A 17,762-nucleotide genomic window follows, 5' to 3' on the forward strand; every position below is an offset into this window, starting at 1 on the left:
CCCCCAGCACTGCCGCGGCACTTCCCGTCCACTATACGTGACGCCCCCGGGCCCAACCCGGGCTAGTCGACGCCCTTGATCTTGACCACAAAGACGGCCCCCAGCAGGCCGATGACTGCTGCCGCCACAAACAGCGAAACGTAGCCTCCCCACATCGTCACGAACGGGAAGGCGATGAGCGGCGCAAGCACCTGGGGCAGGGAATTGGCGATATTGAGGACACCCAGGTCCCTGCCGCGGCTCCGTGCCGCCGGCAGCACCTGCGTGATCAGGGCGAAGTCGACCGCAAGGTAGCAACCGAAGCCGAGGCCCAGCACGGAGGCGCCCAGCAGTGCCCCGGTCCAGCTGGGGGCAAACGCCAGAATCAGCGCGGCCGCCGCGATGATGAGTGAGGAAATGATCACGAGCGGCTTCCGCTTCCCCATCCGGTCACTGATTCTGCCGCCGATCACACTGCTGATGATCACCATTACCGCATACAGGCCGGTCAGGACGAGCACACCGAGTTCCGGCGGGATGCCCTGCGTCTGCTCAAGCTGGACTGCGTCCGTGAGGAAAAAGAGCAGGTACAGGGTGATCATGTGGTTTCCTATGTTCACCAGGAGCCTGGTCAGCCAGGCCCAGCCGAAGTCCGGGTAGAGCACCGGCGAAATCCAGAAACCCGTGGCGAAGTCGGCCAAACGGAACGGCGGCCGGACCTCGGCCGGGAGCGGGACGTCGTCGCTCCTGAAGAAATACAGCACAACGCCGGCGAGCAGGGCCACGGCGCAGACCAGATACCCCATCGCGAAGTTGCCGGTCACCGCGGCAGCTATCACCGCGCCGGCCAGGATGCCGACCGTCTGCCCCATCGCGGCAAGGCCCCCGACCGTGCCGCGCTGGGCCACCGGCACGCGGTCGGGGATGGCTGCGGTAATCGCGGCATACGCCCCGTTGCAGCCGGCCTGCACAAGGCACCAGATCAGCGTCATACTGGCAACGTTCGGCGCCCCGGCGAGCGCGATCAAGGCCACGGCGCCGAGGATGGCCCCGAAGAGTACCCAGGGCACCCGACGGCCCATCCGCGCGGAGGTGCGGTCGCTGAACGCGCCGAACAAGGGATTGGCGACCAGCGAGACTGCTGCGCCGGCCCCGGTGACGAGGGCGAGGATGGCCTCCTTGTCGGCTTCGCTGAAGGTTGCCGCCTGCTGGCCGAGAAGTACTTGGAGCGGGGCGAAAAATGCCGCGTTGATGCCGAGGTTGACGAGCACCACCCCGGCGATCCAGACGGGGCGTACCGCCCGTTCAGGCTCGGCGAGCGCTCCGGCCCTCAATTGTCCCGCGGCGGGGCCATGGGCTGGGTCCGGAGCTGCTCCGGGTAGATCGGACAGGCTCATGTAATTCGGTTCCCCCCCCCCGGAAACGGATGACGCACACTGAAGATCGATGAGCAGCCAGACTATCGTGGGGATGACGATCCGCCCCCCTATTTCCAGCCCAGGAGAACCGATGGCCGCATCTGCAGTGAATACCGCCGACCTTTACGACGAACGGGGCGAGGAGCTCGACTCGATTGCCCTGCAGTTCCAGTCGCTGGGCGGACTATCGCACTTCGGCGGACCGATCCGGACCATCCGCTGCTTCGAGGACAATGCCCTGGTCAAGTCCACCCTCGCCACACCCGGCGGTGGCGCCGTCCTGGTGGTGGACGGCGGCGGCTCGCTGCGCACCGCCCTGATGGGCGACCTGATCGCGGCCAGCGCCGTCGCGAACGGCTGGGCCGGCGTTGTTGTTTACGGCGCGATCCGCGACCGGACGGCCATCGCCGGGCTGCCGCTGGGAGTCAAGGCGCTCGGCAGCAACCCGCGTAAAAGCGCGAAGGCGGGCGCCGGTGCGAGCGGCGTGGAGTTGGAGATCGACGGCGTTGTTCTCCGGCCGGGCGCAATGATCTGGTGCGATCCCGACGGGATACTGGTGGAACGCTGACGACTTTGTTCGCCGGCAGTTGGAGGCGGGAACAAATCAGCCGGTAACATAGTTACTGAAAGCAACTATCGGCTTATTCCCACTCTTCCTCTTGGAGCAGTCATGTCCAAAACCACCTCCGCGCCCGCTGCGGGAGAGGTCCTGACCCATCGTCAGACCATCACCGTCATGGTGGGACTCATGCTCGGCATGTTCCTGTCCTCGCTCGACCAGACGATCGTGTCCACCTCGATCTACACCATCGCCAACGACCTCGACGGATTGTCCCTGCAGGCCTGGGCCACCACGGCGTACCTCATCACCTCCACAGTGAGCACGCCGCTCTACGGCAAGCTCAGCGACATCTTCGGGCGACGCCCGCTGTACCTCATCGCGATCCTGATCTTCCTCGCCGGCTCGCTCTACGCCGGCTCGGTCCACTCCATGACCGAGCTCGCCATCGCCCGCGGCATCCAGGGTATGGGCGCCGGCGGCCTCCTGGCACTCGCCTTGACCATCATCGGCGACATCGTGGCACTCAAGGACCGCGCCAAGTACCAGGGCTACTTTATGTCGGTCTTCGGTGTCTCCTCCGTCCTGGGTCCGGTGATCGGCGGCGCCTTCGCCGGTTCGGCGACCATCCTCGGCATCGACGGCTGGCGCTGGGTATTCCTGATCAACCTGCCGATCGGACTTGCCGCCCTCACGGTGGTCTTTATGTACCTGCACCTGCCGGCCAAGCACGTGAAGCAGAAGATCGACTACTGGGGTGCCGCGGCCATTACGCTGGCGATCGTCCCGCTCCTGCTCGTGGCCGAACAGGGCCGCAGTTGGGGCTGGAGCTCGGCCAACTCCTATCTCTGCTACGGACTGGGCGTTGTGGGCATCGTCGCGTTCCTGCTGGCCGAAAAGCGCGCCGGCGACTACGCACTGATCCCGCTGCGGCTGTTCCAGAACATCACGTTCGGGCTGTCTTCACTGCTGAACTTCATCATCGGCATCGGCATGTTTGGCGCGATCGCAATGCTTCCCATGTACCTGCAGCTGGTCAAGGGCCTGACCCCCACCGAAGCCGGCCTAATGATGATCACCTTCACAGTCGGCATCCTCACCGGTTCCATCACGGCCGGCCGGACCATCTCGGCGTCGGGCACCTACCGGGTCTTCCCGATCCTGGGCACCGCCGTCCTGACGGCGGCCGCCGTCGTTATGGGCCTCTCGCTGGGCGTCGATACTCCGCTGTGGGTCCCGGGTGCCATCGCCGTGTTCTTCGGCCTGGGCCTGGGCTTCTGCATGCAGCCGCTGACGCTGGCCATGCAGGTCTCTGTGCCGTCGAAGGACATGGGCGTGGGCACCTCCGCAGCCGCGTTCTTCCGCTCGATGGGCGGCGCCGTCGGAACCGCCGTATTCATCTCCATGCTTTTCAGCCTCGCAGCAGTCAAGATCGCCACCGGCATGAAGGACGCCGCGCAGAACGCGGACTACCTCAAAGTGCTCAAGGATCCGGCAATCGCAGCGGACCCCGCCAACGCCAAGCTGTATGAATTCTTCAAGGGCGGGGCCAGCAACGACTCGCTGAACGACACCAGCTGGCTGCACACCGCGAATTCCACGCTGACACGCCCGATCACCGAGGGCTTCGCGCAGTCAATCGACGCCGTGATGCTCACGGCTGCCGTGCTGACCGGCATCGCATTCCTGATCACCTTCGCCCTGCCGAACAAAAAACTGACGGACCCCAAGGCGATCGCCCGGGAAAGTTCAGCCGCCGCCCACTAGGGTCCGCAGCACCGTGGGGCGCCTGTCCGCCAGAGTGTAAGTTTGCTCTCACTTTCTGGTCTTGTGACAGGCGCTCCACTGCGTCCGGTGTAAGACTGGGAAGTTGCGGCGCAGTCCGTGGAACGTAAAAAAGCCGAGGGAGCCAGGATGACAAGCAGCGCAGAACAGACCCCAGCCAAGATCCCCCAGCGGGTTATTTGGCTGGCAGTCGCGGGGGCGGTGGGCGGATTCCTCTTCGGCTTCGATTCCTCCGTGGTCAACGGCGCCGTCGACGCCATCAAGAACGAGTTTGCCCTCAGCGAGGCCGTGACCGGCTTCGCGGTGGCCGTGGCGCTTCTGGGCTGTGCCGCCGGTGCTTACCTGGCCGGCAAGATCGCCGACCGCTACGGGCGCATCCCCGCCATGAAGCTCGGTGCGCTGCTATTCCTGGTCAGCGCGATCGGGACCGGTTTCGCCTTCAGCGTGTGGGACCTCATCTTCTGGCGGCTGGTCGGCGGCCTGGGCATCGGCCTGGCTTCGGTGATCGCCCCGGCGTACATTTCCGAAATCTCCCCGCGCCACGTCCGCGGCAGGCTGGCTTCACTGCAGCAACTCGCCATCACCACGGGTATTTTCGCTGCTCTGCTCTCAGACGCACTGTTCGCGAACTTCGCCGGCGGCGCCGCTGAAATCCTCTGGTTCGGCATCGAGGCCTGGCGCTGGATGTTCCTCGCGGCCGCCGTGCCCGCCGTCGTCTACGGCTGGATCGCCTTCACCCTGCCCGAGTCGCCGCGGTTCCTGGTGGTTCAGGGGAAGGACGAAGAAGCCCTCAGGATCTTCCGCTCCATCGCCCCGAGCGAAGACACTGACCGCCAGCTGCGGGACATCAAAAAATCCGTCGAGGAGGACCAGATCGCGGGCCAGAAGGGCTCCCTGCGCGGCAAGGCCTTCGGGCTGCAGCCCGTGGTGTGGATCGGCATCATTCTGTCCGTCCTGCAGCAATTCGTCGGCATCAACGTTATCTTCTACTACTCCACAACCCTGTGGAAGGCCGTTGGTTTCCAGGAAAAGGACTCCCTGACCATCTCCGTGGCCACCGCGGTCACGAACATCCTGGTGACGCTCGTGGCGATAGCCCTGGTGGACCGGATCGGCCGGCGGCCCATTATGCTAGCGGGTTCCATCGGGATGGCGGTCTCGCTGGGCACCATGGCCCTGGCCTTCGGTTCCGCCACCGGAACCGGAGACGCCATTTCGCTGCCGGGCGCCTGGGGGCCCGCCGCCCTGGTTGCCGCCAACGTTTTTGTGATCAGCTTCGGTGCCTCCTGGGGCCCGCTGGTCTGGGTACTGCTGGGGGAAATCTTCCCGTCCCGGATCCGTGCCCGCGCCCTGGGCCTCGCCGCGGCCGCCCAGTGGATAGCCAACTTTGCCATCACCCTGAGCTTTCCGGTCATGGCGGCAGCCTCGCTGCCCCTGACCTACGCCATGTACGCGATCTTCGCCGCGGCGTCGTTCTTCTTCGTGAAGTTCAAGGTCCCGGAGACCAACGGCATGTCCCTGGAGCACGCCGAGACCCTTTTTGTTCCGAAGGGCTCGGCGAAGGCTGCCGGAAAGGCCTGAGCCGCAGATCGCGCGGTCCGGGCAGATCTGCCCCGGGAGGCAGAAGGCCGGGCGGGCGGTTAAATGGCGTGCGGTTCGTGCGCCGTCAAATAGCTGCGGCCGCCAAGGACTACGGCAATCGCCGCTGCCATGGCCACCGCAGCAGCGAAGAACGGCACCTGCGGCCCGAAGTTCTCGCCGAGCTGGGCAGCCGCGAACGGCGCCAGGGCGCCGCCCATCCAACGGACGAAGTTGTAGCCCGCGGACGCGACCGGCCGGGGCGAATCCGATACCCCCATCGCCAGTTCGGTGTAGATGGTGTTGTTGATGCCCAGCAGTGCGCCGGAGATCACCACAAGCACCACGACGGCGGGCACCGAGTGGCCGGCGGCCAGCCCCAAACCCACCAGGTCCAGCAGCAAGAAGGCGAGCGTGCCGGTGAGGACCCGGACGGCCCCGAAGCGGTTCTGCAGCACGGGGGCCGCGAAAACCGAGAAAACAGCGACGGCGACGCCCCAGCCGAAGAAAACCCCGCCGATCCCATAAGCGTCCATCCCGAGGATAAACGGCGTGAAAGCAAGGACGGTGAAAAAGCCGTAGTTGTAGAACAAGCCGCTCGCCGCCGTCGTCCGCAGGCCCTTGTGGCCAAGAGCCAGCAGCGGATCCCGAAGCCTGACTTTCCGCGCCGGCAGCGCGGTCTTGGGCAACAAGGCCAGCAGGGCGATGAACGCGGCGGCCATCAGCACGGCCGTACCAAAGAACGGCGCCCGCCACTGCCAGCCGCCAAGAAGTGCCCCGAGCAGCGGGCCGAGCGAAATACCCAGGCCCAGGGCCGCTTCGTAGAGGATAATCGCCGTACCGGCGCCGCCGCTGGCGACCCCAACAATAACCGCCAGGGCCGTGGCTACGAACAAGGCATTGCCCAGTCCCCAGCCGGCCCGGAAGCCAATGAGCTCCCCGACGCTTTCCGAAGTACCGGACAACGACGCGAAGACAACGATCACGGCGAGCCCAATCAGCAGTGTGCGCTTCCCGCCGATGCGGGACGAGACGAAGCCGGTAATCAGCATCGCGACGGCCGTGACAAGGAAGTAGCTGGTGAAAAGCAGGGAGACTTCGCTTTGCGAGGCATCGAGGTTTTTGGCGATCGCCGGCAGGATGGGATCCACCAGGCCGATACCCATAAAGGCGAACACGGCGGCAAGGGCTGTCGCCCATACCGCCTTGGGCTGTTTGAGTAATGAGGCCTTTTCGGCTTTGAGGGTATCTTCCGCTACCGGCAGGGTGTCAGCGGGCTGGCCGTGCATGGGGTTGCTCCTAAAAAATGTCGGGAAATCGGGTTGAAAGTCAGTCCTGAAGCATCGCGTTGATCTTGCCGATAACTGGCAGCGCGGCGGCAAGGGCAGCGCGGTCGGCGTCGGAAAGCGAGGCGAGGATTCCGGCCATGGCGGTGTTCCGGCGGTGATCCCCGGAGTCGACGGCGGCGCGTCCCGCCGGGGTGAGCCGCACCCGGACCGCCCGGGAGTCGTCAGGGTCCGGCTCGCGGCGGGCCAGGCCGGCGCGTTCGAGCTTGATGATCTGTTCGGTCGCACTGGGCACCTTGACGCCGAGGTTCCGCGCAATTTCACCAACCCTGGCACCGGTGTTTTCAGCAGGAGCCGGGCCCTCCAGCAACATTTTGAGGGTGCTGAGCTGTGCGGCACTAAGCTCACCGCCGGAGTCCAGCCGGCGAACCAGGTAGACGCTGTGCCGCAGTGCCTCGCGAAAGTCCTGGGCGAGGCGGACCAAAGCGGATGTCGTCGGTTGGCTGTCTTCCATAATTAGGTAGCCTAACTGTTAGGCACCCTAACAGTCAACTTGTCCGCCGCACCTTGACCCTTCCGGGGGCCCGCCGGAGCCGTCGGATAAGGACCCACTGTGATAGCGCACCGCGGGTCACGGCCGGCGTGGGCTTAAACGCCACGACGCCGGAACTCGGCTGAGTTCCGGCGTCGGGAGTGCTGCGTCGAACGAATCCATCGCCTTAGCCGGCGGCTTTGGCCTCCGCAACCAGGGCCGAGACCGCCTGGAACAGCGGGTGCTCCGGGTCTAGTCCGGTGATTTTCGCCGTTGCCTCATCGGCGCCCAAAGACGCCAGGATCTGCCCCAGCTCCACGGCTTCGGCGTCGGCCGGGTCGTTAAAGCGCAGGGCTGCTGCGATGGCGCCGAGCAGTGCCTCCGGGACGATCCCGCGCTCGGCCAGCTCCGCCGCCGGACCGATGAAGCGCTCGTGCCGGCTGAGCTTGCGCAACGGCGCCCGGCCCACGCGGTTCACAGTGTCCGGCAGGTGCGGGTTGGAAAACCGGCCCAGGATCTTTTGGACGTAGCTCTCCTGCTCAACCCGGTTGAAGCCATGCTTGGCCACCAGGAGCTCTTTGGTTTCATCCAGGACGGCACGCACGTCGGCGGCGACGTCCTGATCGGCCATGGCCTCGGAAATCTTTTCCAGGCCGCCCTGGAAACCGAAGTATGCCGCCGCGGCGTGCCCGGTGTTCACGGTGAACAGTTTCCGCTCGATGTAGGGCTCCAGTTCATCCACGAAGGTCGCACCCGGAATTTCCGGCTCCTTGCCTGCAAACGGGGTCCGGTCAATAACCCATTCGTAGAACGTCTCGACAGTGACGTCCAGGCCCTGCCCCGCCTCCTGGTTGGGTACGATCCGGTCCACGGCAGTGTTCGCGAACACTGCCTTTTCATCGAGCTTGCCATCGAGCGAACCGGCGGCGCCGTCCCACCGGGCGGAGACCTCGGACTTCAAAATGTCGGTTGCGTTGATCGCGTTCTCGCACGCCATCACCTGCAGCGGAGCGAGGCCGGCTGCCCGAGCGGCGATCCCCTTGGCGATCACTGGAGCCACGAACTTGAGGATATGCGGCCCCACCGCCGTGGTGACCACGTCCGCCGTCGAGATTTCCGCGATGACCTCCGCCTCCTGGCGGGTGGAGTTCAGCGCGCGGAAATTCTCCACGGTGCGGACGGTGGGGTGTTCGCCTACCTCGTGGACCCGGTAGCTGTCGGCTGCCGCGAGGTCGGTGATGAGGTCCTCCGCAACGTCCGCGAACACCACCTCGTAACCCGCCTCGTGCAGCAGCAAGCCCACAAAGCCGCGCCCGATGTTTCCGGCTCCGAAATGAACAGCCTTCACTATGAATTAACCTTTCCGAACAGGTCCAGGATTTCCTCGACAGTGGTGGCAGCCTCAAGCTGTGCCACTTGGGCCTTGTTGGTAAAGACCTTGGCGATCGAGGACAGGATGTGCAGGTGCTCGTTGTTGATTCCGGCGACGCCGACGACGAACTTCACTTCCTTCCCGTTCCAGTCGATGCCCTCGGGGTAGCGGATCACGGAGACCGCCGACTTGATGATGTGGTCCTTGGCGGCGTTGGTACCGTGCGGTATGGCCAGGAAGCTGCCCATGTACGTCGAGACGGATTCCTCGCGCTCGTGCATGGCATCCAAGTAACCGGTGTCGACGGCGCCGCGGTCCAGCAGGAGCTTGCCGGCCTCGTCGATCGCCTGGTCCCGCGTAGTTGCGGTGCCGCTGAGCAGGACGCTCTCGGCCACCAGGATGCCGGCGGTGCCGCCGGCGGATCCGCCTTCCGGAGCCGTAGCGGCGTGCGCACCGCCCGTTGCCGGCGCCGCCTCCGCGGTCCCGGCGGTGTTGCTGTGCGAGACGAGTTCCACCACTTCGTCATACCGCGGGCTGCTCATAAAGTTGTCGACAGAGTAGTGCAGCGCTTTGCCCGTCAGCGGCCTGGCCCGTTCGGTGAGGTCCTGGTGGGTGATAACTACGTCGTAGCTGTCCGTGAGGTTGGCAATGGCGGAGTTGGTGACCTTGACGTCCGGGAAGCCAGCCGCCCTGATTTTGTTACGCAGCACCGAAGCACCCATGGCGCTGGAGCCCATGCCGGCGTCGCAGGCGAACACAATGCTTTGGATTGGACCTGCCATCACCGCCACCCCGCCGCCGCCGATCAGCGCGGCGGAAACAGAGCTCTTTTTGCCCTTCATTTCTTCCATCCGCGACGTTGCTTCGGCCAGTTCGTCCTCGTCAGAGACTTTGCCCGTTTTGAGAATGACCGCTGCGACCAGGAAGGAGACGGCTGCTGCCAACAGGACCGAAAGGATCACGCCGAAGTAACTGTCCCGGCTGGTCTGGGCGAGGACGGCAATGATGGACCCCGGAGCCGCCGGCGCCACAAGACCGGCGTTGGTCACGGCAAGGGTGGCAATTCCCGTCATGCCGCCGGCGATCGCGGCAAGGATCAGCAGCGGACGCATCAGGACGTACGGGAAGTAGATTTCGTGGATGCCGCCGAAGAAGTGGATGATCGCAGCGCCCGGTGCTGACCCCTTGGCGAGGCCCCGGCCGAAGAACATGTAGGCCAGCAGGATGCCCAGGCCCGGGCCGGGATTGGCCTCGAGCAGGAACAGGATGGATTTGCCCTGCTCCAGGGACTGCTGGACGCCCAGCGGAGTGAGCACGCCGTGGTTGATGGCGTTGTTCAAAAAGAGCACCTTGGCCGGTTCGATAAAGATGCTGGTCAGCGGCAGGAGTCCGTTGTTGACGAGGAACTGCACAACGTTCCCGGCACCGGCGCTGAAGGCGGACACCAGCGGTGAAATGCCGTAGAAGCCCAGCAGGGCCAGCAGGGCGCCCCAGATGCCGGCGGCGAAGTTGTTCACCAGCATTTCAAAACCGGGGCGGATCTTGCCGTCCCAGAGGGCGTCGATCTTTTTTATGGTCCAGCCGCCAAGCGGGCCCATGATCATGGCGCCGATGAACATCGGGATACCGGCGCCGACAATCACCCCCATGGTGCCGATGGCGCCAACAACGCCGCCGCGGACGTCGTAGACCATCTTTCCGCCGGTGTATCCAATCAGCAGGGGCAGCAGATAGGTGATCATCGGGCCAACGAGGCCCACATTCGGGTCCCCGTCGGCGTTGGTGCCGAAGCCACCCAACGCCGGCACGGGAAGCCAGCCCTTCTCAATGAAGAGGGCCGTGATGATGCCCCACGCAATGAACGCACCGATATTGGGCATAATCATCCCGGACAGGAATGTCCCGAATTTCTGCACGTGCACGCGTGCGCTGGTGCGGGGTTTTGCAACTGTGTCTGTTGCCATGTGGTTTCCTAAACGTCACTCCTGCGACAGCGCAGGATGGGTGAATGTGGCGCGGATCAGCCTTTGGCGCTGGTGGAGATCCGGTGGAGCCATTCGAGGAAGAGCTTGAGTTCTGAGCTGGAGAGCTGCGCCGGATCCGAGGACTGGAGTGCCGCGTTCAGGGCGATCGCAGCCACCACCACGGAGGACTCCCCGGAGGAACCGGGCCCGGAGGCCTTGGCCTTGTCCGTGGACACGGCAAAGACCATGGCATCCCGCGTCATCGCGGACAGCTCAAGGTTTCGGTCGGCAGCACGCTCGGAGATCAGCATCAGCGTAACCCCCACGGTTGCGGCCAGAATGCTTCTGGCAGCCTCCCGCGGGGGAACGTTAAGGTGACCCATCACAGCGGCAGTGGTGAGCAGCTCCTCCATCAGCGCCTCGGCATCAGCAATGACCGCGGGGCGGCTTTCCGGGCGGATGTTGCCGAACATCACCAGGTAGAGCTCGGGGTTAGCGAGCCCAAAGTGCACATGGTTGTCCCACATGCGCCGGATATCCTCCATCGGCTGTCCGGACGGGGCGAAATCACGTTCGCCCGCAACATAGGCTCTGAAACCCTCCGTAATAACGGCGTCAAAGAGCCCTTCTTTGTCACCGAAGTGGTGATACAGCGTCGGTGCAGTCACGCGTGCAGCCTGCGTGATCTGGCGCGTCGAGATCGATCCGCCAGCCGACGTGGCGAGCAATTCGGCGGCCGCCTGCAGCAGCCGCGTCTTCGGCGGCAACTCGCCATTCACACTCATACGCGCTAGCCTAGCATCTATAGCAACGCTATATGAAGTGCATCACATACACTTTTCAAGAACGCAGATTTACGGCAGCAACAACAGCGCTAGGCAGCTGCTGCCCCGGCCCGCAGGTGTTCCGACGGGCACGGCTGCCGTCAGAGAATGAGGACCTTCAGTGCAGAACTTCCCAGGAGTAGGCGTCAGCCCCGGCCGCATCATCGGACCCGTTCGCCAAATGCCCAAACCAGTCAGCGAACCACCCGCAGGGGAGCAGCTCCCGGCCGGGGTCACGGCCGAGGAGGCGACAGCGGCCCTGAAGACTGCCGCCAGGGCCGTGCACGATGTGCTGAAGGCCCGCGCCGGGACAGTCAGCGGCGACGGTAAGGCAGTCCTGGAAGCAACAGCACTGATGGCGACGGACACCATGCTTCTGAAATCCGCCGCCAAGCTGATCGGCCGCGGCACCTCCGGCCAACGGGCCATCTGGGAAGCAGGCGCTTCCGTCTCGGAAATGCTGCATAACCTGGGCGGCTACATGGCCGAACGCGCCACTGACGTCCTGGACGTCCGCGCCCGCATCGTCGCCGAGCTGCGCGGCGTCCCCGCCCCGGGCATCCCAAACTCCCCCACCCCGTTTATCCTGATCGCCGAAGACCTCGCCCCTGCGGACACCGCGACCCTGGATCCGGATAAGATTCTGGCCCTGCTCACGGCCGGCGGCGGGCCGCAGTCCCACACGGCGATCATCGCCCGCTCGCTGGGCCTGCCCGCCATCGTTGCAGCCGCCGGCGTCGACCGGATTTCGGACGGCACCGAGGTCTACGTGGACGGCGCCGCCGGCCTGATCACCGTGGACCCGGACGACTCCCAGCGGGCCGCCGCCGAACACTGGGCGGCCACCGCGTCGCTGCTGGCGGACTTCGACGGAACGGGCGCGACGGCGGACGGCCACCTGGTGCCGCTGCTCGCCAACGTCGGCGGGGCCAAGGATGCCGTGGCCGCCGCGAAGCTCAATGCACAGGGTGTGGGACTGTTCCGGACCGAATTTTGCTTCCTGGAACGCGACACCGAACCGACAGTTGACGAACAGGCCGCCGCGTACCAGGGCGTCTTTGCTGCTTTCCCCGGCAAGAAGGTTGTGCTCCGAACCCTCGACGCCGGCGCTGACAAGCCGCTGCCTTTCCTTACCGACGCCACCGAACCGAACCCTGCCCTCGGTGTCCGCGGCTACCGCACCGATTTCACCACACCGGGTGTACTGGAACGGCAGTTGCAGGCCATTGCCAGGGCCGAACAGGAATCCCAGGCGGACGTGTGGGTCATGGCGCCGATGATTTCCACCGCCGAGGAGGCCGCCCGCTTCGCCACCCTGTGCGCCGAGGCCGGAATCAAAACCCCCGGGGTCATGGTCGAGGTCCCGTCCGCGGCGCTCACCGCCGAGGCCATCCTTCGCGAGGTGGCCTTCGCGAGCCTGGGGACCAACGACCTCACGCAGTACGCGATGGCGGCCGACCGCCAGCTGGGGCCGCTCGCAGGGCTCAACACACCCTGGCAGCCTGCCGTGCTTCGACTGGTGGGCCTAACCGTTGAAGGTTCCGTCGCGGAGGGCCACCGCAAGCCGGTCGGCGTTTGCGGCGAGGCCGCAGCGGACCCTGCCCTCGCCGTCGTCCTGACCGGGCTTGGCGTCTCGACCTTGTCCATGACGGCCCGGTCCCTGGCAGCAGTGGCCGCGGTGCTGAAGACTGTCACCCTGGCCGAGGCACAGGAACTCGCCAAACTTGCCCTCTCCGCGCCGAGCGCCACCGAGGCCCGGGCCTGGGTCCGGGCGAAGCTGCCCGTCCTGGAAGAACTGGGGCTGTAGCGCCGCAGCAGGGCAAGGCAATGCAAGGCCGGTCCGGGGCGCTAGGATGCAGTCCATGACACTGATTGCCCCCCGGGTGGCCGCCCCCCTTCTCGCTGAGGACGCGCAGAAACTCCGGTACGCCCTCAACGGCAGCGACGACATTACGGTCTTTGTTGACGGCACCGTGCACCGGCTGCCGGACCAGGCGCGGGACGCCGTTGTGGACTTACTGGCGCGCTTCAGCCGGGGCGAAGCCGTCACGGTGGGCAGCGTGGCGGAAATGCTGACAACCTCCCGGGCAGCCGAGCTGGCCGGAATCTCGCACACCTACCTGCGGAACCTGACGGACCGCGGCGAAATCCCGGTGGAGTACCGCGGCACGCACCGGCGGATCCGGCTCGCCGACATTATGGCCTGGTTGGACAAGCAGAAGAACAACAGTACCGCCGACGGCGTTGCGCACCACGGACGTGACGACGCCTCGGAAGGTTCGTGACGCGGTGATAAGGATCAAACAACGATCCCGCCTTCGCGCGGAAACGCGGATAACACCGGGGTTACGCTTGGATTGTGGCTAAGTTCAGAGGGTGGCACATCGTGGCTGGCATTGCCGCCATGGTGCTTACCGGCATCCTCGGAAACGCCATGGGACTGAACTACACGGCCGATTTTATGGCCAGCTGCGTGGCGTTTGTCGCCGTTTCCATGTGGATGGACAGTCGGATCTCCCGCCGCAGGGGCAGGGCCGCACGGGCATCAGCTGCTGCCGCCGACGGTGGTCCCGGCCCCGAATCGGAGCATCCGGCCGAGGCCGAGCGGCCCGAACGCGAGGGCCGCGGCAGCTAGGACTCCGCCGGCTAGATCCTGGGGCGGCCGGCCCAGCGCCGGGCCTTGAGTGCCGAGTGCAGTTCGAGCCGCACCATTCCCTTGAGCGGGTCGACACCGAGCAGCTGCCGAATCCGGCCGAGCCGGTTATAGATGCTGCTCCGGTGCAGGTGGAGCTTGTCCGCGACGCCCTGGACTGAACCGTCATTGTCATAAAAGAGTTCCAGCACCGGCAGCAGCTCATGGTTCCGGTCATGGTCTTCCAGGAGCCGGAAGTAGACCGAGCCCGCGTCCGCCCACGCCCCCGCTCCTCCGCCGGCAGAGGCCAGCAGCTGGTAAATGCCGGTGGCCCGGCAGTCCACGAGCTCACCCAGTTGGGGATCCACCGACGCCGCCTGCGCGGCCTGCCGGGACTGGCGGTATGCGTCAGCGAGTTCGCGCGGCCGCGCGAAGCTCTCGGAAGTCCCCAGGATAATCCTGCGCACCGGCCGGCCCGCTCGCTTGGCCAGCTCCAACTGGTAGTGGACCAGCACCTGGGCGTGGTCTGCCCGGCCGGTTGATGCCCTGAACAACACAACGGCGTGGGTCTCGGTGCCGGCGCTGAACAGGGCCGAATCCACACCGATAGTGGCCTGCAGGGCAGCGGAGCGGTGAATCAGCGTGGCGGCGATCGGATCCGAGCCTTCCGCCCAGCCGTCAGAGTCAAGCACCGTCACGAGTTGCCAGGGGCCACGGCCCTGTACTTCCTTCCAGCCCGCCACTGCCGCGACGGCGTTGGACTCGCCCCGGCAGGCGGCCAGGAACTCCTGTTCGCGGCGGCGGCGGAACTCGGATTCGGCGGTATTGGAGTCCAACAGCAGCGCCGAGAGCTCCTCCAGCTCACGGGCCACATCCGGCAGCTGGCCAAGAACCGACACCGCGTTCGGCTCCGCCGAGTCCAGCTGGACCCAGAGGTAGCCAACCCGGAAGCCCCGCACCAGGAGGGGCACGCAGACACGGCCCAGCATGCCGAGCTCTTCGTTGGCCGCGACCACCACAGGGCGCACCGCCGTCGCGATCCCGTGCGAGAGCTGCCAGGCACTGACGTCCAGCGGGACGCGTTTGCTGAGCAGGAAGTTCACCCGGACCCGGTCAGCGTGGGACTGGTTGGAGCTGTAGGCAAGCAGCAGGCCGTCCAGATCCTCGAGTGAGAGGCCGCGGCCCAGTTTCAGTGCCACATGCTCCACGAGCTGTTCGACATCCTGCTGCTGCATCCTGCCAGACTACTGCCGGCACCTCGCCTCCGGAGAACCCGGGGACCACCCGTGCCAACGGACAGCAGGCGACACCTGACGCTTTGCCGTTCGACAAATGTCCAGCCGCCAAATTGAAAAGACCCGGATTCCCGGGGGCAGCCGCCGCTGCTGCCCGACGGCTCCTGTCGCTTGCCTCACAGCGGGATTTATTCTGGAAGTACTACTTCCCCGCATTCACCCGGGCCCATACGGCCCCCAGCACTGGAGCCCACACATGATCATCGGTGTCCCGAAAGAAATCAAAAACAACGAATTCCGCGTCGCCATTACCGCTGCCGGCGTCCACGAGTTCCGCACCCACGGCCATTCGGTCCTGGTGGAACGCGGCGCAGGCCTGGGCTCGGGCATCACGGACGAGGAATACGCGATCGCCGGTGCCGAGATCGTCGCCGACGCCGATGACGTCTGGGCCCGCGCGGACATGGTCATGAAGGTGAAGGAACCGGTCAAGGCTGAATATCACCGTTTCCGCAAGGACCTGATCCTCTTCACCTACCTGCACCTCGCGGCCGAGCCCGAGCTGACCCAGGAACTCATCAACACCGGCGTCACCGCCATCGCCTATGAGACCGTCCAGGAGGGCCGCACGCTGCCGCTGCTCGCCCCGATGTCCGAGGTTGCCGGCCGCCTGTCCGTCCAGGTGGGCGCCACTTCGCTGATGGCACCGGCCGGCGGCAAGGGTGTGCTGCTCGGCGGCGTTCCGGGCGTCCGCCCGGCCAAGGTTGTTGTCCTGGGCGCCGGTGTTGCCGGCACCAATGCCGCCGCGATGGCCCTGGGCCTCGGCGCCGACGTCACCATCCTGGATATCAACATCAACCGCTTGCGTGAACTGGACGCCCAGTACCAGGGCCGCCTGAAGACCGTGGCCTCCAACGCCTACGAGATTGAGAAGTCCGTCGTCGACGCCGACCTCGTGATCGGCTCGGTGCTGATCCCGGGCGCCAAGGCCCCCAAGCTGGTCACCAACGAGCTCGTCTCCCGGATGAAGCCCGGCTCCGTGCTGGTCGACATCGCGGTGGACCAGGGCGGCTGCTTCGAGGACACGCACCCCACCACGCACCAGGAACCGACGTACAAGGTGCACAACACCATCTTCTACTGCGTCGCCAACATGCCCGGCGCCGTCCCGAACACGTCCACGTACGCGCTGACCAACGTCACCCTGCGCTACGCCGTCTCGCTTGCCAACCTGGGCGTCAAGGCCGCGTTTGAGCGCGACGGCGCCCTTGCCGCCGGCCTGAACATCGCAGGAGGCAAGGTGGCGCACCGCTCGGTCTCCGAGGCGCACAACCTGCCCCTCGTCACCGACTGGCACCAGCTGGTCTCCGCGTAGCATCCGCTTCCGGACAACGGCAGCCATCCTTCCCGTGGATGGCTGCCGTTGTCCGTTTAATCCGCCAGCGCCCGGGCCTGCTCGATCAGCCGCAGCACCTCAACCGGCCCCGCCGGATCCACGGGGAGGGGCAGCACGGAGGCGGCCCCGCCGTCGTTGATCTTCGCCGCCAGGATCCGGTAAAACTCCGGGTAGGCGCCACGCTTGGTGGGCAGCCGATCCACGTGGCCGTCCCGCCCGAACAGCCCGGCCCAGTCCCGGTCCTCAACGCCGTAGTCCGGGTCCAGCGGGCTGCCGCCGGCCACAATAAACGGCTCCTGCGGGTCCACTCCGTGTTTGGTGAAGCCGCCGCCACTGCCCAGGATCCGGAAACGTGGCCCCTGCTGGGCGCAGAGCATATTCATCCACAGGTGGCTCGTCACCCCGGATTCGTGCTGCAGGGCGAGGAACACATCATCGTCGGTCTTCTCCGCTGGCCGCCGCGCCGCCAGTTCGGCGTGGGTGACCTCGGCGGGACCGAACAACTGCACGGCCTGGTCCAGCAGGTGCGTGCCCAAGTCGAACAGCACCCCTCCGCCCTCGTCCGCCGTCGCGGCCGCTTTCCAGGCTTTCGACACGAGCGGGGACCAGCGTTCGAAGCGGGATTCGAACCGCGTCACGGTTCCGAGGGCAGCACTGTCCAGCAGGCCGCGGACGGTCAGGTAGTCGCCGTCCCAGCGCCGGTTTTGGAAAACGGTGAGCACCCGTCCCAGTCGCGCGGCCAGCTGGATAAGCTCCCGGCCTTCGGCGCTGCGCACCGTAAACGGTTTGTCCACGACGACGTCGAGCCCGGCCTCCAGTGCGGCCCTCGCGAGCGGATAATGGGTGGCCGGCGGGGTGCCCAGGACCAGCAGATCCAGTTCGCCGGCCAGCCCGAGGATGTCCGCCGGGGTGTCGACAATCCGGGCGCCGGGGTACCGGGTGGCGGCAGCGGACTGCCTGCCGGCGTCGGAGGTGGCGATCACAGCGACGGAGAAGGCCGGGTCTGCCGCGAGCAGCGGTGCGTGGAAGATACTGCCGGAGAGGCCGAAGCCGGCAACGGCGGTGCGGATAGGACCTGTCGAGTCGGTGGACATGGCTCCACGTTACCTTTGCCCACTCACCCGACGCTCCCTCAGATTTCGCAGAAATTCAGGCGACGCCCCCTCGAAAGGTGAGGGAGCGTCGCCCAAAAAGCTGCTACA

The 17,762-nt window shown here is 65.8% G+C and carries 15 protein-coding genes; 7 read left to right on the plus strand and 8 right to left on the minus strand.

Translation table 11 applies throughout. The annotated features are described in order from the left end of the window. Positions 1 to 62 precede the first annotated feature (62 nt). Complete coding sequence (locus tag QI450_RS15775) at positions 63 to 1,376, minus strand: MFS transporter (RefSeq protein ID WP_226775816.1); 1,314 nt, start codon at positions 1,374 to 1,376, stop codon at positions 63 to 65. Positions 1,377 to 1,488: 112 nt separating this feature from the next. Here QI450_RS15775 and rraA point away from each other — a divergent pair, with 112 nt between their 5' ends. From rraA to QI450_RS15790, 3 genes are all read left to right on the plus strand, one after another. Continuing rightward, the gene (gene rraA, locus QI450_RS15780) at positions 1,489 to 1,965 is read left to right on the plus strand and encodes a ribonuclease E activity regulator RraA (protein ID WP_226775817.1); all 477 of its coding nucleotides are present in this window, start codon (positions 1,489 to 1,491) and stop codon (positions 1,963 to 1,965) included. 102 nt (positions 1,966 to 2,067) lie between these two features. Next, a complete protein-coding gene (locus QI450_RS15785) occupies positions 2,068 to 3,723 on the plus strand; it encodes an MDR family MFS transporter (protein ID WP_226775818.1) in 1,656 nt (551 codons plus the stop codon). Between the two features lie 147 nt (positions 3,724 to 3,870). Next, a complete protein-coding gene (locus QI450_RS15790) occupies positions 3,871 to 5,322 on the plus strand; it encodes a sugar porter family MFS transporter (RefSeq protein ID WP_226775819.1) in 1,452 nt (483 codons plus the stop codon). A 59-nt stretch (positions 5,323 to 5,381) separates the two neighbouring features. Here QI450_RS15790 and QI450_RS15795 read toward each other — a convergent pair whose 3' ends face one another. The 5 genes from QI450_RS15795 to QI450_RS15815 form a co-directional block, all read right to left on the minus strand. Further along, complete coding sequence (locus QI450_RS15795) at positions 5,382 to 6,608, minus strand: MFS transporter (RefSeq protein ID WP_226775820.1); 1,227 nt, start codon at positions 6,606 to 6,608, stop codon at positions 5,382 to 5,384. A gap of 40 nt (positions 6,609 to 6,648) precedes the next feature. Next, on the minus strand, positions 6,649 to 7,119 hold the full coding sequence (locus QI450_RS15800; protein ID WP_226775821.1) for a MarR family transcriptional regulator: 471 nt from the start codon (positions 7,117 to 7,119) through the stop codon (positions 6,649 to 6,651). A 205-nt stretch (positions 7,120 to 7,324) separates the two neighbouring features. After that, complete coding sequence (locus tag QI450_RS15805) at positions 7,325 to 8,485, minus strand: mannitol-1-phosphate 5-dehydrogenase (RefSeq protein ID WP_226775822.1); 1,161 nt, start codon at positions 8,483 to 8,485, stop codon at positions 7,325 to 7,327. Then, positions 8,485 to 10,473, minus strand: a complete 1,989-nt coding sequence (locus QI450_RS15810; RefSeq protein WP_226775823.1) for a PTS mannitol transporter subunit IICBA — start codon at positions 10,471 to 10,473, stop codon at positions 8,485 to 8,487. Before QI450_RS15810 ends, QI450_RS15805 begins: the two co-directional genes overlap by 1 nt. A 56-nt stretch (positions 10,474 to 10,529) precedes the next feature. Further along, on the minus strand, positions 10,530 to 11,258 hold the full coding sequence (locus tag QI450_RS15815; RefSeq protein ID WP_226775824.1) for a TetR/AcrR family transcriptional regulator: 729 nt from the start codon (positions 11,256 to 11,258) through the stop codon (positions 10,530 to 10,532). A gap of 160 nt (positions 11,259 to 11,418) precedes the next feature. On the opposite strand from QI450_RS15815, the gene ptsP reads away from it, so the two are divergent. From ptsP to QI450_RS15830, 3 genes are all read left to right on the plus strand, one after another. After that, on the plus strand, positions 11,419 to 13,104 hold the full coding sequence (gene ptsP / locus QI450_RS15820; RefSeq protein ID WP_282468047.1) for a phosphoenolpyruvate--protein phosphotransferase: 1,686 nt from the start codon (positions 11,419 to 11,421) through the stop codon (positions 13,102 to 13,104). A gap of 55 nt (positions 13,105 to 13,159) precedes the next feature. Then, the gene (locus QI450_RS15825; RefSeq protein WP_226775666.1) at positions 13,160 to 13,582 is read left to right on the plus strand and encodes a helix-turn-helix domain-containing protein; all 423 of its coding nucleotides are present in this window, start codon (positions 13,160 to 13,162) and stop codon (positions 13,580 to 13,582) included. 74 nt (positions 13,583 to 13,656) lie between these two features. Beyond that, on the plus strand, positions 13,657 to 13,932 hold the full coding sequence (locus tag QI450_RS15830; RefSeq protein WP_226775665.1) for a hypothetical protein: 276 nt from the start codon (positions 13,657 to 13,659) through the stop codon (positions 13,930 to 13,932). Positions 13,933 to 13,943: 11 nt separating this feature from the next. Here QI450_RS15830 and QI450_RS15835 read toward each other — a convergent pair whose 3' ends face one another. Next, complete coding sequence (locus QI450_RS15835) at positions 13,944 to 15,164, minus strand: helix-turn-helix domain-containing protein (RefSeq protein WP_226775664.1); 1,221 nt, start codon at positions 15,162 to 15,164, stop codon at positions 13,944 to 13,946. 256 nt (positions 15,165 to 15,420) lie between these two features. Here QI450_RS15835 and ald point away from each other — a divergent pair, with 256 nt between their 5' ends. Beyond that, a complete protein-coding gene (ald, locus tag QI450_RS15840; RefSeq protein ID WP_226775663.1) occupies positions 15,421 to 16,539 on the plus strand; it encodes an alanine dehydrogenase in 1,119 nt (372 codons plus the stop codon). Between the two features lie 56 nt (positions 16,540 to 16,595). On the opposite strand, the gene QI450_RS15845 is transcribed toward ald, so the two are convergent. Beyond that, entirely contained in the window at positions 16,596 to 17,654 is a 1,059-nt protein-coding gene (locus QI450_RS15845) for a Gfo/Idh/MocA family oxidoreductase (protein WP_226775662.1), read from the minus strand. Positions 17,655 to 17,762: the final 108 nt, after the last annotated feature.

The organism is Arthrobacter sp. EM1 (assembly GCF_029964055.1).
GTDB lineage: Bacteria > Actinomycetota > Actinomycetes > Actinomycetales > Micrococcaceae > Arthrobacter.

Bases quoted from the DNA above. Each gene is read 5' to 3' on its own strand.
- QI450_RS15775 (WP_226775816.1), bottom strand. From the start codon at position 1,376: ATGAGCCTGTCCGATCTACCCGGAGCAGCTCCGGACCCAGCCCATGGC.
- rraA (WP_226775817.1), top strand. From the start codon at position 1,489: ATGGCCGCATCTGCAGTGAATACCGCCGACCTTTACGACGAACGGGGC.
- QI450_RS15785 (WP_226775818.1), top strand. From the start codon at position 2,068: ATGTCCAAAACCACCTCCGCGCCCGCTGCGGGAGAGGTCCTGACCCAT.
- QI450_RS15790 (WP_226775819.1), top strand. From the start codon at position 3,871: ATGACAAGCAGCGCAGAACAGACCCCAGCCAAGATCCCCCAGCGGGTT.
- QI450_RS15795 (WP_226775820.1), bottom strand. From the start codon at position 6,608: ATGCACGGCCAGCCCGCTGACACCCTGCCGGTAGCGGAAGATACCCTC.
- QI450_RS15800 (WP_226775821.1), bottom strand. From the start codon at position 7,119: ATGGAAGACAGCCAACCGACGACATCCGCTTTGGTCCGCCTCGCCCAG.
- QI450_RS15810 (WP_226775823.1), bottom strand. From the start codon at position 10,473: ATGGCAACAGACACAGTTGCAAAACCCCGCACCAGCGCACGCGTGCAC.
- QI450_RS15815 (WP_226775824.1), bottom strand. From the start codon at position 11,258: ATGAGTGTGAATGGCGAGTTGCCGCCGAAGACGCGGCTGCTGCAGGCG.
- QI450_RS15825 (WP_226775666.1), top strand. From the start codon at position 13,160: ATGACACTGATTGCCCCCCGGGTGGCCGCCCCCCTTCTCGCTGAGGAC.
- QI450_RS15835 (WP_226775664.1), bottom strand. From the start codon at position 15,164: ATGCAGCAGCAGGATGTCGAACAGCTCGTGGAGCATGTGGCACTGAAA.
- ald (WP_226775663.1), top strand. From the start codon at position 15,421: ATGATCATCGGTGTCCCGAAAGAAATCAAAAACAACGAATTCCGCGTC.
- QI450_RS15845 (WP_226775662.1), bottom strand. From the start codon at position 17,654: ATGTCCACCGACTCGACAGGTCCTATCCGCACCGCCGTTGCCGGCTTC.